Annotated in this window: 12 protein-coding genes; 5 read left to right on the top strand and 7 right to left on the bottom strand. The window is 27.5% G+C overall.

The genetic code is table 11. The features are described 5' to 3' along the window. Positions 1–52: 52 nt before the first annotated feature. The gene (locus tag QIA00_RS02950) at positions 53–1,312 is read left to right on the top strand and encodes a ComEC/Rec2 family competence protein (protein WP_316257381.1); all 1,260 of its coding nucleotides are present in this window, start codon (positions 53–55) and stop codon (positions 1,310–1,312) included. Between the two features lie 26 nt (positions 1,313–1,338). Next, positions 1,339–2,184, top strand: coding sequence for a 16S rRNA (adenine(1518)-N(6)/adenine(1519)-N(6))-dimethyltransferase RsmA (rsmA, locus tag QIA00_RS02945; protein WP_316257379.1), 846 nt, complete (start codon positions 1,339–1,341; stop codon positions 2,182–2,184). Here rsmA and pta read toward each other — a convergent pair. Then, on the bottom strand, positions 2,167–3,222 hold the full coding sequence (gene pta, locus QIA00_RS02940) for a phosphate acetyltransferase (RefSeq protein ID WP_316257657.1): 1,056 nt from the start codon (positions 3,220–3,222) through the stop codon (positions 2,167–2,169). The genes rsmA and pta overlap by 18 nt on opposite strands. 86 nt (positions 3,223–3,308) lie before the next feature. Then, entirely contained in the window at positions 3,309–4,106 is a 798-nt protein-coding gene (locus tag QIA00_RS02935; RefSeq protein ID WP_316257378.1) for a 5'-methylthioadenosine/adenosylhomocysteine nucleosidase, read from the bottom strand. A 154-nt stretch (positions 4,107–4,260) separates the two neighbouring features. Between QIA00_RS02935 and metG the strand changes: the two genes are divergently transcribed. Both metG and QIA00_RS02925 read left to right on the top strand, forming a co-directional pair. After that, positions 4,261–6,465, top strand: a complete 2,205-nt coding sequence (gene metG / locus QIA00_RS02930) for a methionine--tRNA ligase (protein WP_316257376.1) — start codon at positions 4,261–4,263, stop codon at positions 6,463–6,465. Between the two features lie 9 nt (positions 6,466–6,474). Further along, positions 6,475–7,518, top strand: a complete 1,044-nt coding sequence (locus tag QIA00_RS02925) for a lipid II:glycine glycyltransferase FemX (protein WP_316257374.1) — start codon at positions 6,475–6,477, stop codon at positions 7,516–7,518. On the opposite strand, the gene murD is transcribed toward QIA00_RS02925, so the two are convergent. From murD to QIA00_RS02910, 3 genes are all read right to left on the bottom strand, one after another. Further along, complete coding sequence (murD, locus tag QIA00_RS02920; RefSeq protein WP_316257373.1) at positions 7,515–8,870, bottom strand: UDP-N-acetylmuramoyl-L-alanine--D-glutamate ligase; 1,356 nt, start codon at positions 8,868–8,870, stop codon at positions 7,515–7,517. The genes QIA00_RS02925 and murD overlap by 4 nt on opposite strands. 18 nt (positions 8,871–8,888) lie before the next feature. Beyond that, positions 8,889–10,235 (bottom strand): MATE family efflux transporter, encoded by a 1,347-nt coding sequence (locus tag QIA00_RS02915; RefSeq protein WP_316257372.1) that lies wholly within the window; start codon positions 10,233–10,235, stop codon positions 8,889–8,891. Between the two features lie 163 nt (positions 10,236–10,398). Beyond that, positions 10,399–11,748, bottom strand: a complete 1,350-nt coding sequence (locus tag QIA00_RS02910) for an MATE family efflux transporter (protein WP_316257370.1) — start codon at positions 11,746–11,748, stop codon at positions 10,399–10,401. 118 nt (positions 11,749–11,866) lie between these two features. On the opposite strand from QIA00_RS02910, the gene QIA00_RS02905 reads away from it, so the two are divergent. Then, on the top strand, positions 11,867–12,655 hold the full coding sequence (locus QIA00_RS02905) for a M15 family metallopeptidase (protein ID WP_316257369.1): 789 nt from the start codon (positions 11,867–11,869) through the stop codon (positions 12,653–12,655). Here QIA00_RS02905 and recG read toward each other — a convergent pair. Together recG and QIA00_RS02895 are read right to left on the bottom strand one after the other, a co-directional pair. Continuing rightward, positions 12,652–14,712: an ATP-dependent DNA helicase RecG gene (gene recG, locus QIA00_RS02900; RefSeq protein WP_316257368.1), complete on the bottom strand. Its 2,061-nt coding sequence runs from the start codon at positions 14,710–14,712 to the stop codon at positions 12,652–12,654. The genes QIA00_RS02905 and recG overlap by 4 nt on opposite strands. 9 nt (positions 14,713–14,721) lie before the next feature. After that, positions 14,722–15,300 (bottom strand): YggT family protein, encoded by a 579-nt coding sequence (locus QIA00_RS02895; RefSeq protein ID WP_316257656.1) that lies wholly within the window; start codon positions 15,298–15,300, stop codon positions 14,722–14,724. Between the last annotated feature and the right edge of the window lie 7 nt (positions 15,301–15,307).

Raw genomic sequence — 15,307 nt, 5'->3', positions numbered from 1 at the left:
AATTAAAATTTAAAATATAATTATTTATAAATAAAAATAAGAATATTATAAAATGATTTTAATATTTGTCCTTATTTCACTTAATTTAGTGATTCAATATTATTTAAAATTCAATTTAATTTATTTTAACACAATACTAGCATTATTTTTTATATTAAAAAATAACAAACACTTAGCACTTAGTTTTATTTTTTGCACAATATTGCTATTAAGCTTTCAGGCTAGATTAAATTGTAAAACATTTAAAAAAAATATTTACCAAATAACAAACATTAAAAATTTTAAAAAAGATTCAAAAACTATTATAGAAGTAATTGACAATAAATCAAATATATACAAATATAGCTTCAAAAATATTGAAAATATTTACAAAATAGGAGATATTATTAACATTGAAAATCAAAAAATAAACCTTATTAAAAGGCCCTTTCTTGCCAAGCTTAGAGAAAAATATATAAACACGTTAAACAATTTTTTTGCTGCATTAAATCTTAGTTATTCCCATTTTTCAAAAGCAATAATTTTGAATATCAAATCAGAAATAACAAAATATGAAAAAACATTATTTCAAAATGCAGGGATTGCCCATATTTTAGTAGTATCTGGCCTGCATTTTTATCTAATAAGTTTAATAAGTTATTATTTGCTTTTAATAATCACAAATGAAAAATTAAAATACTTAATATTAAGTATAATTTTATTAAATTATCTAATATTAACTGGATTTGCACCTTCAACACTAAGAGCATTTTTAATGACAGAATCTCTTATAATATATAAACTAATTTATGGCAAAATTAATTTAATAAGCTGCACATCTATTAGTTTTATAATAAATGCTCTTATATTCCCCAAAACGCTAAATTCAATAGGTTTTCAGCTCTCCTATCTTGCAACAATAGGGATATCAGTATCAGTTCATCTAAAAAATAGATATGGTCTTAACATACTAACATCGTCAATGCTTACAACATTTTTTATTCAAATATTCACCTCGCCAGTAATTTATGTTAATAATTTTGATCTAACGCCAATCTCAGTATTGTCAAATTTAATAGCTATTCCATTAATATCAATTTTCTTAGCAATAACAATATTAAGCTTAATAACTTACTTTTCAAGCTTAAATTTATTTTTTCCCCTTGACCTTATAAATGCCTATATATTTCAAACAATAAAAATTGCAGCGGTATTTTTTAGCAAATTCTTCATTGTCAAGCACCATCAAATACCTATATTTTTAATATTAAGTATTCTTCTTATAACTTACATTATTTATAATAACGAAACTAAAAAAATTAAAATAATTTAAAAATAGCTGCCATTATAAAGAATAATATGGTACTATCTCTTTTATCTATGAATATCAACTATAATAGCATAGCGAGCATAAAACAAACATTAAAAGAAAAAAAAATTGCTCCAAGAAAATTGTGGGGCCAAAACTATTTAATCAATGAAAGCATAAGGCAAAAAATAATAGAAAGCTTAAATATAAAAGAAAATGAAAAAATCTGGGAAATTGGCCCAGGCCTTGGCGCAATGACTGAGATTTTATTAAAAAAAACCAATCTTTTAACCGCATTTGAAATTGATTTAAAATATTCAGAAATATTAAATGAAAAATTTGGAAAATTAAAAAACTTTAAATTGATAAAAGGGGATTTTTTAAAAAAATACAAAAACGAAAATCAAAACATTGATAAAATATTTTCAAATTTGCCATACAATATTGCATCAAAAGTAATATCTAAATTAATTGAAGAAAATTTTTTAAAAGAAATGGTATTCACAGTACAAAAAGAATTAGCTGACAGAATAACTGCAAAAATAAATAGCAAAAACTATTCTTCATTTACAGTCCTAGTACAATCACACTTCAAGGTAATTAAAATATTAGATATAGGGGAAAACAATTTTTATCCTGCACCCAAGGTTAAGTCTACAACACTAAAATTAATTCCTAAAAAAAACAACATAAAAGACTTCAGAGAATTTAACAAATTAGTTAGAACTGTATTTTCAAGCAGAAGAAAGAAATTAAAAAACACTATTATTAATTTCATTGCCAATAAAGCTATTCTGAGAGAAAATTTTCTAAATAAATATTTAAACAAAAGACCTGAAAACATTTCTGTTGAGGAATTTATACAAATTTCCAACACTTTAACTGCTTATCATTAAAGCACTTGCAAATACAATTTCATCAACAGAGCAACCCCTTGAAAGATCGCTAATGGGCTTGGAAAAACCTTGCAAAAAGGGACCGTAGGCCTTGGCAAAAGCAAGTCTCTCTACTAATTTATAACCAATATTACCTGCATCTAAATTGGGAAATATTAAAACATTGGCAGAACCGGCTACTAAAGATTCTCTACATTTTTTTTCTGCAACATCTTTTATTATGGCCGAATCAAGTTGAAGCTCGCCATCAATAAGTAAATCACTCTCTTTATTCTTAACAATATCTAAAGCATTTTTTACTTTTTCAGCTTCTTTGACACAAGAAGACCCTTTTGTTGAAAAACTCAAAAGAGCAACCTTGGGCTTTGCATTTAAAATATCTTTAAAAGATTTAGCACTTTGCAATGCAATTTCTGCAAGCTCTAAAGAATTGGGATTAACTACTACAGAACAATCTGCAAAAAATAAGATTCCATTATGTCCAAAACAAAAATCAACATTACTAGCAGTGCATAAAGTATCCATAATCATAAAAGATGATATAATCTTAACACCTTCCAACTTGGGAATTATTCTTAAAGCATTAGACAAAACTTTAGCAGAAGTTGAAACAGCCCCACAAACACAAGATTTAGCATAACCAAATCTTACCATAAGCATAGCAAAAGTAATTTCATCTAAAACTTGAGCCTTTAAACTTTGCTTCGTAACTCCTTTTAATTTTTGCAAACTCCAATATTCATCCAAATACATTTCAATATCTGGAAAAAAATTGGGGTCAATAACTTCTATTCTTTCTAAAATATCATTACAATTGGAAAATTCTTTTAAAGAATTAATAACAGGATCTTTTTTCCCTATCAAAATAATTGAATCTGCAAGATTTTTTTGCAAAACAACAATAGCTGCCTTTAAAACTCTAGGATCACTACTTTCGGGAAAAACTACATTGGCTCTAAGTTTATTCTCTTTTACAAATATCCTTGCCTTATTAAAAACATAATCTTTTAAACAAAACACCTTATAAAAAGAATACAACACAATTGATAATGCATAAAAAAAGACATTTTAAAATAAAAAATCTTTTTCGTACATGATTTTCAATTATAAAAATTAAATATTTCTTAAAGTTTTCTTAAAATTTCTTGCACAACTTTGGCTGAATTGAAAGCAGCTATTTTAGTAAATTTACTAAATTCAACCTCATTCCCTTCTTTATTTACAATGTCAGATATTGACCTAATAACTATAAAAGGTATATTAAAAATATAAGAAACATGCCCTATTGCAGCTCCTTCCATCTCAACGGCTATTACATCTTTAAAGTTTCCTATAATTTTGTTAATATAAGTTGGATCAATAAACTGATCTCCTGAAACTATTAATCCTGAATATGCATTAGAACCTCCAACCTTTGATTTAACGGCTTCTATGGCACTCTTAATTAAATTTTTATTGGCATTAAATTTTTGAGGCAATCCTCCTGTAAGCTGTCCTACCTTGTATCCAAATTTAGTCAAATCAACATCATGATATGCAACCTCTGAAGACACCACCACATCTCCCACTTTAATATCTTTGTATTTAGCACTAACAACACCACCAGCAACGCCAGAATTAATGATATGACTTATATTGTATTTTGACAAAATGTAGCTAGTCCACAAGCCCGCATTAACCTTACCAACACCACAAATAATAAGCATAACATTGCGATTGGACAACTTTCCCTTTAAAATCTTTTTATTAAGACCATACTCCTTGAGAACTATTTCTTCCTTATTAGACATGAGCTTATTTATCTGATCAAACTCAGAGTCCATAGCAGTTACTATTAAAACATTGACATTTTTAGAAAAAGCAACATAACCGTTTGAAAAAACTAATAAAAAAATAAAAAATTTTATGAAACAATTATTCATAAACTCACACTCCTTATAGTAAAAGAATATTTATATCATTTTTTACAAAAAAAAATCAAAACTTAATTACTTTTAAAAGAATTTTTGTAAAAGAAATTGAAAAAAAATATCTTATCCATATTACAATATTAATAGCATAAAAAGGGGAAACTAAATGAAAAAAATGAATCTAGTTACAGCTGCTCTACCCTATGTTAATAACATCCCTCATCTTGGAAATTTAGTTCAAGTACTATCAGCTGATGCTTTTGCAAGATATTCGAAAATGTCAGGAATTGAAACTCTTTATATCTGTGGAACAGATGAATATGGAACAGCCACAGAAACCAAAGCCTTAATTGAAAATACTACCCCTTTAGAACTTTGCAATAAATATTATGAAATACATAAATCAATTTACAAATGGTTCAATATTGAATTTGACATCTTTGGTCGCACAACCAACAAGCACCATCAAGACATTGTACAAAAATTTTTCCTACAATTAGAAAAAAACGGATATATAAAAGAACGAGAAACTGAACAGTTTTTTTGCAATAAAGATTCAATGTTCTTAGCTGATAGATATGTAATAGGAGAATGCCCAGAATGCCAAAGCATGGCTAAAGGAGATCAGTGCGACAACTGTTCTAAGCTTCTAAATCCAACAGACCTAATAAATCCAAAATGCATAATTTGCAAAAACAAACCTATTTTAAAAAAAACCAATCATCTTTATTTAGATCTTCCCAAAATAAAAACAAAACTTGAAAAATGGATAAAAAATCCAGATACTAACAAGAATTGGAATACCAATGCTCTTAAAATGACAAAAGCTTTTTTAAGAGATGGCCTTAAAGAAAGAGCAATTACAAGAGACCTTAAATGGGGAATTCCCGTACCCAAAAAGGGTTATGAAAATAAAGTATTTTATGTGTGGTTTGATGCTCCAATAGGATACATTTCAATTACCAAAAACATTGTCAAAAATTGGAAATCTTGGTGGAAAAACAATGATCAAGTAAACCTTGTACAATTTATTGGAAAAGACAATATATTATTTCATACAATTATATTCCCTTGCATAGAAATTGGAAGCGAAGAAAATTGGACAATATTAAATCAACTTTCATCAAGCGAATACTTAAATTATGAAAATCTCAAATTTTCAAAATCAGAAGGAACAGGAATTTTTGGAAACGATGCTATTACTACAGGAATCCCCTCTGATATTTGGAGATTTTATATTTATTATAACAGACCTGAAAAATCTGATTTTCAATTCATGTGGCAAGATCTCATGGAAAGAGTAAATACAGAGCTTATTGATAATTTTTCAAACCTTGTAAACAGAGTATTAACATTTCAAAGAAAATTCTTTGGAGATGTAATAGAAAAAATAGAAATTCAAAATAAATTTTGGAAACAAATAACACCGAAATATAGTAAAATATTAAATCTTTTCAAAAAGACAGAACTAAAATCTGCACTCAAAGAAATACTTAAAATTTCATCCCTTGGAAACAAAATATTTCAAGATAACGAACCATGGAAAAGAAAAGACAGCTCTCCACAAGAAACAAAAGCACTAATCTCAAACCTAATATACCTAATCAGAGACTTATCTATTTTAATGATGCCATTTATTCCTGAAACAAGCAAAAAGATACAAAAATTCTTTGGCAACAGTTATAAATTTTCAACCAAAATTCTTGGAACTAAATCGGGAATTAAAAAAATTGAATTTACAGAAATATTATTCAATAAACTAGAGCAAAAAAAAATCACCAATTTAAAGCTAAAATATTCAGGAGAGAAAAACATGAAAGAAAACGAACAAGCAGAAACCTTGCCTATAGAAAAAGAGCAACCGGAAAACTTGTTTAGAGAAAAAGTGCTCTTAAGAGTTGTAAAAATAAATAAAATAGAAAGAAACCCCGAAGCTAAAAACTTATTCATATTAAAACTGGATGACAAAACTGGAAAGGATAAACAAATAGTAAGCAGCCTTGAAGGGTATTATACAGAAGAAGAGCTTTTAGGAAAACATATAATAATAGTAGATAATTTAAAGCCCGCAAAGTTTAGGGGAATAAAATCTGAAGGAATGCTAATAGCTGTTGAGGACAAAAATAAAAATTTTAAAGTCATAATTGTAGAAGATTCAATACAAAATCCTATTGCTGGAGAGAGAGTAATCCTTGAAAATGATCAGAATAAAGATCTTGCCTGTCCGCCTAGAATTGACATAAATAAATTTTTAAAAGCAAATATAGTAGCAGAAAACGGAGAACTTAAAATAAACGGAATAAATTTAATATTAGAAAATTCTAAGAAAAAAATTTTGTCTAAAGATATTACAAACGGAACAGTTTGCTAAGAGCTATTAATGACCATTAAAAAAATAAAAACAAAAGAAATGGAAGAAAATTATCTTCAAAGCGAGCTGTGGACATTAATAAAAACAACAAAAAACAACAATTGGAAAGCCATAGCATTTGAGAGTGATGTCCTTGGTAAAATTGTTGTAATGCAAAGAAGGCTGTTTAAAAATTTTTACTTAGCATATATTCCACATCCAGAGTTTTCAAACAAAACTCTTGACAACATTAATATTGATAAAATCAGCAAAAGTATTAAAGAATTTAGCATAAAAATAAAACCCTACTTACATAAAAATACAATCTTTTTAAGATTTGATTTAATGTATTACTATCAAAGAAAACTGAATGACAAATACTTTCCAATAAAAATTAAAATCAAATACCTAAAAAAATCATTTGATGACATACAGCCTTCAAACACAACAATATTAAACTTAAATAATTCTCTTGAGAATATTTTGCTTAACATGAAAAAAAAAACAAGATACAACATAAAGCTCAGCACAAAAAAAAATCTAAACATATTAATAGATGATAAATTCAAACATTTAAATGAATTTTATACACTTTATAAAGAAACTAGTAAAAGAGATAAATTTGCTATTCACTCAGAAGAATATATACAAAACCTCGTTCAAATATTCAAACAAGATAAAAATGCCCAAATAAAATTGATAATTGCATTTTACAACAACATAATTATTTCTGGAATAATAGTGGGAATTTACAAAGAAAAAGCCGTCTATCTTTACGGGGCTTCAAGCAAAGAACATAGAAATTTAATGCCCAATTACGCAGTACAATTTAAAGCAATACAAATTTTAAAAAAATTAGGAATAAAAGAATATGATTTATTAGGAATTCCCCCAATTGCAAATAAAAAACATCCTTTATATGGTCTTTTTGGTTTTAAAACAGGATTTGGAGGAAATATTATTCACAGAATTGGATGCTATGATTTTACTTACAAAAATTTTATTTATAAAATTTATGCAAATCTTGAAAAACTTAGATACTTTTATTACAAAGTATTAAGGAAAAAAATTTAACCAAGCATATTAACTAAATTTTTAAATTGCAAGCCTCTATCAAACTCATTATTAAAAAGCTCAAAAGAAGCACTAGCAGGAGAAAATAATACAATGTCACCTGAATTTGAAATTTTAAGAGAATAATTTACTGCGTCTTTTAAAGAATCAAATACAAAATATTGTATGCTACTTTTTTCTAAAATTTTAATAATTTTTACAGTTGCACTACCTTTTATTAAGATCCAAGTTTTCACAATATTTATTATCTTACTAAAACTTGAAAAATCAAGTTCTTTATCGGTTCCTCCAACAATTAAGTTAATGTGATTATCTTTTGTTTTTAAACTTTTAACAGATAAAACCGTAGACTCAGGAATAGTTGAAGCTGTATCATTATAAAACATTACATTTTGAACTAATCTAACAAACTCTAATCTATGCTCAATGCCTTTAAAATTATTTAAAATCTGAGACGTATGATTAAGGTCTATATTTAAATAATATGAAACAAAAAAAGAAATAAATTTGGGAATCATAAAAACAACTTGTGAATCAGAAAAACTTCCAATCAGGTTGTCATTAAAATATACCTTGCCTTTATTGCAATAAAAAATATCTTGATCAAGATCATAAGGATTGGATTCGGAAAATAAAACAACTTTGGCTTTTGATTTGAATTTTGAAAAATATTTGTAATAAGCCCTGTCCTGAATAATCACAATTCCTGAAGTTTGATTTACAAAAATTTTTGACTTGTCGATAATATAGTCATCAAAATTTATATAATAGTTTTGGTGATCGTTATAAACATTTGTAATAATGCTAAGAATAGGATTAAAATTATCTAAAGATTGTAATTGCCAAGAAGAGAGCTCTAAAATCACAGGAAATCTTCCGTCAAGTTGATCAAAAAAACTCAAAGGAGACACGCCAATATTTCCTCCAAGCTTTGTTTTTGGATATTTTTTTTTCAAAACTTGATACAAAAGAGACACAAGAGTAGATTTACCTTTGGTGCCTGTTACTGCAATTATAGGATTCTTGTTGAACATCAAAAATAAGCTAATATCCGTTTCAACTCGTTTTGCAAGCTTTAAATATTTATTATTGGGTTCCACACTGGGATTTTTCACAACAATATCAGCACTTTTAAAATCGTTTATATCGTGTCTGCCCAAAACATACCTAATTTGATTATCAAAATCTTTTAAAGAATCAATGCTTAAAGCTAATTCTGCCTCACTTTTAAGATCAGTAATTACTAACTTTGCCCCATGCTTTAATAAAAATCTAGAAAGAGCTACTCCTCCCCCATTAATACCTAAACCCATGACTAAAAATTTTAAATCTTTAATTTCGTCTAAACGCACAATAAGATTATATCAAACTTACCAGCCTGTTTTAATAGATTTAATCCACCTTTCACTATAAAAATAAGGAAGTGAAATAGCAAGTTTGATTGCATCCTCAAGAGCTGGAATAAAAACAACAATTTCAAAAGGCAAATTTGTATAATTTGCTAAAACAAAAGCAATAGGAATAGTATAAATAAAAGTTACAGAGCCTTCCATAATAGCGCCAAAACTTGGAGATGCTCCTGCGCGAAAAAATCCAAAAAGATATTGAAAAGCAAGAGCCATAAAAAAGGCAGAAACAGAAGAATACCTTAAAATAATTCCTATAAGGTGCGAATATTTTAATGTATAAAAAATATATGGAGCAAAAAATGAAAACACAAACAATACAAAAGATGTTAAAAAAGCAAGCTTTAAGCCAATTCTACCTAAATAAATTGCAACTTTCATAACTTCTTTTTTACTATTATGCATTTCATAGCCCATCATAATATTCAAAGAAATACAAAAGGAATTAATTATATTAAAGATAATAAAATAAACAGAAAAAGATATACTGTAAGCAGCATACCTGTGAACATCAATTCCTATAAAAATTGATGTCAGTACAAGGTAGCCAAAAAACCAAATAAAATCATTTAAAATAATTGGAATAAAAAATTTAATTAGCTGAAAAAACAAATTAACATTAACACTTAAATCATCAAGCTTAAGGTTTAAAATCGAATTCTTATTAAACACTGTATAAAAAAGATAAACAATAAGCTCTACAGTACGAACAACTGTTGTTGCAATAGCAGCCCCAACTACCCCCATATTAAAAACAAAAATAAAAATATAATTTAATATTAAATTTAAAAAAACTGCAAAAATAGAAATGTAAACTTGGAATTTAACAATTTCAATAACCTTAAGAGCATTAGCAACAAGCCCTTTTATAATTGCAAATACGAAAGAAAAAATAGCTATGTTTAAATATATAGCCCCATAATAAACTGCCTTCGCATCATTAGAAATCAATCTGAGTAAAAAAAGGGGATTCAATCTAGAAATAACTATAAATGGAAAAGAAAATAAAATAATAATTAATATACTAATAAAAAATGTATTTCTAAAGCTCTTAAAATCGCCCTGATTGTATTGCCTTGTAGCAATTATATTGTAAGCTCCTACCATAGCAAACCCAATAGTAACAAACAGTTCAAAAAATTTATTTGCAAGAGAAACTCCTGCAACAGGATAATCACCAAGATATGCAACCATGGCATTATCTGTAAGAGAAATAAAATTAAATAAAAAAAACTCAATGGCAGTTGGAATTGCGATTTTTAAAAGATCTTTATAAATTTTATCCTTTTTTGATGCACTTAATGAATACATAAAATTCTCCAAATAAAAAATCAATATTTTTAAAAAGACAAATACAAGGACCTATAATAAAACAAAAGGAATTACTTTTAAATCAGCATAATCAGAATGAATTTAGATTCACCAAGATTATTAAAGTTTATATTAACACTAAATATATCACGCTGCCCCATACTCAAGCAAGTTCTTCATACTCAATCTCTCGTATCCAATCATCGTGAAAAAATTCAATTATGATAAATATATTTTTAATGATCTCTTCCAGATTTACAATAAAAATTACTATTGGTAAACTTAAATTTGTATAAAACACCAATAAATAAGCAACTGGAAGCGTATAAAAAACAATTACTCCCGATTCAATAAAAAAACAAACATTTGGTATCCCCCCAGCCCTAAAAACCCCAACAAGAACTTGTGCCGTAAAAGCTTTAAAAACTACAATGCTTGCAAAAACATAAATAAACACGCTAACAAGTTCGGGAGAATCTAAATTACTAAAAATATAAGGTGCAAATCTCGATATTCCAATAAGCAAAATAACTACAAAAATGCCCAAAAGAAATCCCAAAAAAGATAAAAAAAATCCAACCGATCTGACATGTTTTTTATCATAAATCATTAAATGCCCCATAACAACCCCTGTTGCAAGTCCCATACCATGAAGCAATACAAAACAAATGTCAAAAAGATTTGATGCAACAGCAAATGAAGCGTATTCAATGCTCCCAACACGAGCATAAAATGCATGCAAAATAGTTATACTCAAGACCCAAAAAATCTCGTGAGACAAAACAGGTATAATCAGTTTTAAATTAGCCCTAGTAACTACCTTTGAAGCAAAAAAATCGCCAAACTTAACCTTATAATACGAATTACTGCTTATCAGACTATATAAAAAATAAAAAACAAACTCAACAATTCTAGAAAGCACAGTAGCATATGCAGCACCTTTTATTCCCATACTAAAACTAAAAATCAAAATATAATTAAAAACAATATTTATTAAAACAACAATAGAAGTAACATATAAGGGTATTTTTACTTCTTTGGCACTCTTAAAACCCATAGCCGATAAAAAAGAATATGCCATTAACAAGTAAGACCACGAAATAATTTTTAAATACTCTGATCCAAAATTTAAAGAAGTTTGATTAGCTGTAAATAGCTTTATAATGTTTCTTGGAAAAAGAAATGAAAATATAAAAAAAATTATTCCTATTACAGTTCCAATTGACAATATATAAGCAAAAGATTGTCTTACTTGAAGAAACTTCTTTTTTGCAATTGCTTGGGACGCGTACGCGCTTAAAGCTGTACCAAGTCCAAATACAATAATAAAAAAAAGAAAAGTTACTCTATTTGCCAAAGAAACTCCCGTAACGTGAAAAGAGCCCAAATAGGAGATCATAAAATTATCAAAAAAAGTTACCATTTGAAATAAAAGCGATTCAAAAGCTGTGGGAATAGCTATAATAAATAACTCTTTTATTATCTGATTATAATTTTTAAACTTTTTGATCATATTACGTATATACAGTCTCCTTTATTTATTACTTTTAACTAAATTTAATCCAATATAGAATATGTATATATTTAGAATCAACTATTAATTATACTAAAATATATTATAATTAAATAATATGAAATCAATTTATGTTTTACTACTTCTATTTATTAACCTATCTTTGTTAGCTAACAACATTTCAAAAAAAGATTTAGAAATACTGCTAAAGATTGTCCAAACAATGAATAAGGAATGCAAAAATTTTATTAAAAAAAATCCTATTCAGTTCTTAAAAGAAATAAAACCCTTAGTAGATGCAGAAAAAAATAACCTTCTAACTCTAATAAATAAAAAAATACCAATTCCTATAAATTATACAATACCTGATCTGGTAAATATTGATGATTTTAAAGATCTTAAAAATATTGGAACAAAGACTATTAAAGTAAGAAAAATATTAATAGAAGATTTAATTCAACTAATAAAAGATGCAAAAAAAATTGGAATTGAAATTAAAATTAAATCCGCTTACAGAACACAAAAATACCAAAATTTTTTATTTGATTACAATGTCAAAACTTATGGCAAAAAAGTTGCAGAAACTCAATCAGCAATTCCAGGCCATTCTCAACATCATATGGGAACAGCAATAGATTTTATCAATCTAGATGATAATTTACTAAACACAAAAGAAGGAAAATGGCTTTATGAAAATTCTTTAAAATATGGATTTTCTATTTCATACCCAAAAGGATATGAAATAGAAACCGGATATAAAGCAGAGCCTTGGCACTACTTATACATAGGGCCTAAGCCATGCTTGATTCAGCAAAAATATTTTAATAACTTACAACATAAACTTCTTGAATTTTGGCACCATAACAAAACAAATCTTATTAACCTAATTGAAAAATACGCAAACTAAATACTTCGTCCGACATTCAAATAAGAGCAAAAAAGATTATCTAGTAAATCAATATCAAGCTTGTCATAAGCAGAATTATCATAAAAAAATAAATCGAGTTCTTCTCTAATCAATACTATAACATCTCTATCATCAACAAAATTAGCTATTTTTAATTTTAAATATCCTGCTTGTTCAAGTCCAAATAAATTACCGGGCCCTCTTAACCTTAAATCTTCTTCTGCTATTTTAAATCCATCCAAATTTTCTTTTATAGTTTTCAATCTAAATTTTCCAGCACTTGTCAAAGGTTCTTTATAAAGTAAAAAGAAAAAAGATTGTAAATTACTTCTACCAACACGACCCCTAATTTGATGTAAAGTAGAAAGTCCAAAACGCTCAGCATGTTCTACCACCATACAAGTTGCATTTGGACAATCAATTCCAACTTCAATAACACTAGTAGTTACCAAAATATCTACTTTTTTTGAATAAAAATTTTTCATAATTTCTTCTTTTAAATCGGATGGCAACTTGGAATGAAGCATATCTACAACATATTCGCTAAATACTTCTTTTAATTTTAAACACATATTATTAACATCTTTTAATTCAAATTTTTCTGAAGATGAAATTAATGGATAAACAAAATAAACCTGATGCCCTTTTAAGAGCTCTTTTCTTAAAAACTCATAAACTTTATCTTCATTGCCATGCCTTGCTAAATAAGTAGTAATAGGCAATCGACCCTTAGGCAAGGTTTTAATAAAAGAAACTTCAAGATCGCCAAAAAGTGTTAACGCAAAACTTCTAGGAATAGGCGTTGCAGACATTAAAAGCATGTCTACCCCCTCTCCTTTGTTCTTGAGCTCTTCTCTTTGAACAACTCCAAATTTATGCTGCTCGTCAATAATAACATATGCTAGTCTTTTAAATTCTGTACTTTCATAAAAAATAGCGTGTGTTCCAACTATTAAGCCAGAAGCACCATTTTTAATGCTTTCTAGTGCTTGCTCCTTATCCTTCTTTTTCAAACTGCCAGTCAAAAGAGTCATTGAAATGTTAAAAGACAACAGTATGTTAGATAAATTATCATAATGCTGACGAGCCAAAAGATCGGTAGGAGCCATAAACGCTACCTGATATCCAGCTTCAATTAAAGGAAGCCCCGAAAGTAAAGCAACAAGGGTTTTGCCACTTCCAACATCACCTTGAAGCAACCTATTCATTGGCTTAGAAGAGTTAAGATCTGAGAATATTTCATCAACAGAAATTTTTTGATCTTCTGTAAGTTCAAAGGGCAAACTCGAAATAACCCTTTCAAGCAAATTTTTTGATAAATGCCTTTTTTCTCGAAAAAGAACCTTGGATGATCTGTACCTTGAAAAAAACTGAAGCAAGAAAATTTCTCTATAAATTAAAGTTTTTTTTGCCTTTTCAAGCATTTCTAATGAACTTGGAAAGTGAATCTCTTTTAAAGCATCACTTAACGATAATAAAGAATACTTTTCTATTAAAAATTTAGGAATATCTGTTTGACCAAACTTAAAAAAATATTCAAGAGCTTCTCTTACATATAATGAAATTTTCTTTGATGTTAATCCCTCTGTCAAAGAATAAACAGGAAGAATTTTTTTAAACCTTTCGGGTTTGTCACTATAAACTTCACTGTCAAAATTAGAACAACTCCACAAACCACTATAATCGTTATAAGTAAATTTAGAGTAAATATAGAATTTTTTATCTATTTTAAAAACATTCTCTAAAAAAGCCCTATTAAAAAGTAAAATTTCAAAAGACTCATCATTTACACTTATAGCAGTTAGCTTTAAATTTTTTTTAGAACTATCCCCAAATTTTTTATGCCCCACAACAGTGAACACCGTCATCATATCGCAACTTTTCACCTTAGAAAAATCCGGAAAAGTTTGTATATTTTGACGATCTTCATATTTTACAGGGAAAAATTCAATAAGATCTTTAACATTAAAAATTTGTAGATTATTTAACCTTTCAACCCCTTTTTCACCAAGCCCACCTATCCCTTTAAGCTCATATTCAAACTCATGTAAAAACATTTTAATCTCCTAAAAAGGCAAATATGTTCCTAAAACTCTAATAGCAAATACAACCTGTTCAATAATAATTATAAATGCTACCATTAAAGCACTCCCAACAATCAAACGTAAAGCATAAGACATATATTTGTCAGTAATCACACCACTTATCCTGGTGGATAAAGGAAGTAAAAATGAATCGACTGTTTTTAAAAAGTCTGAGCCTTGGAACAAATTCAAAAGCAACAATAATAATCTCAACAATAAAAAGAAAACTATAGCAATAAAAATGCTTCTAAATATCCCCCAAACTTCAACAATGAATAAAATAATAAATGTGGAAAGCTTATAATTCCCATAAGCCAACATTCTTTCAAAAATAGTTAAAGTTATTAAAGCTGCAATTGGAGAAAAATCAAACATACCAAATGTAAAAAAAGGAATTCTTCTGAAAAAAGATAAAAATGGTTCTGTGACAATATGTATAAATCTGAAAAATACGTTAGTATTAATCCCTGAAGACACAAGCCAGCTAAGAAGAATCCTAATTAAAATTAAAATCCTATAAATCTGCAAAAATACCATCAAAATTTCTATTAAAACAACCAACACAGCA

Source organism: Borreliella americana (assembly GCF_032595795.2).
Taxonomy (GTDB): Bacteria; Spirochaetota; Spirochaetia; order Borreliales; family Borreliaceae; genus Borreliella; species Borreliella americana.
The sequence above is the reverse complement of the archived record's forward strand: the minus strand, read 5'-3'. Positions and strand labels throughout refer to the sequence as shown.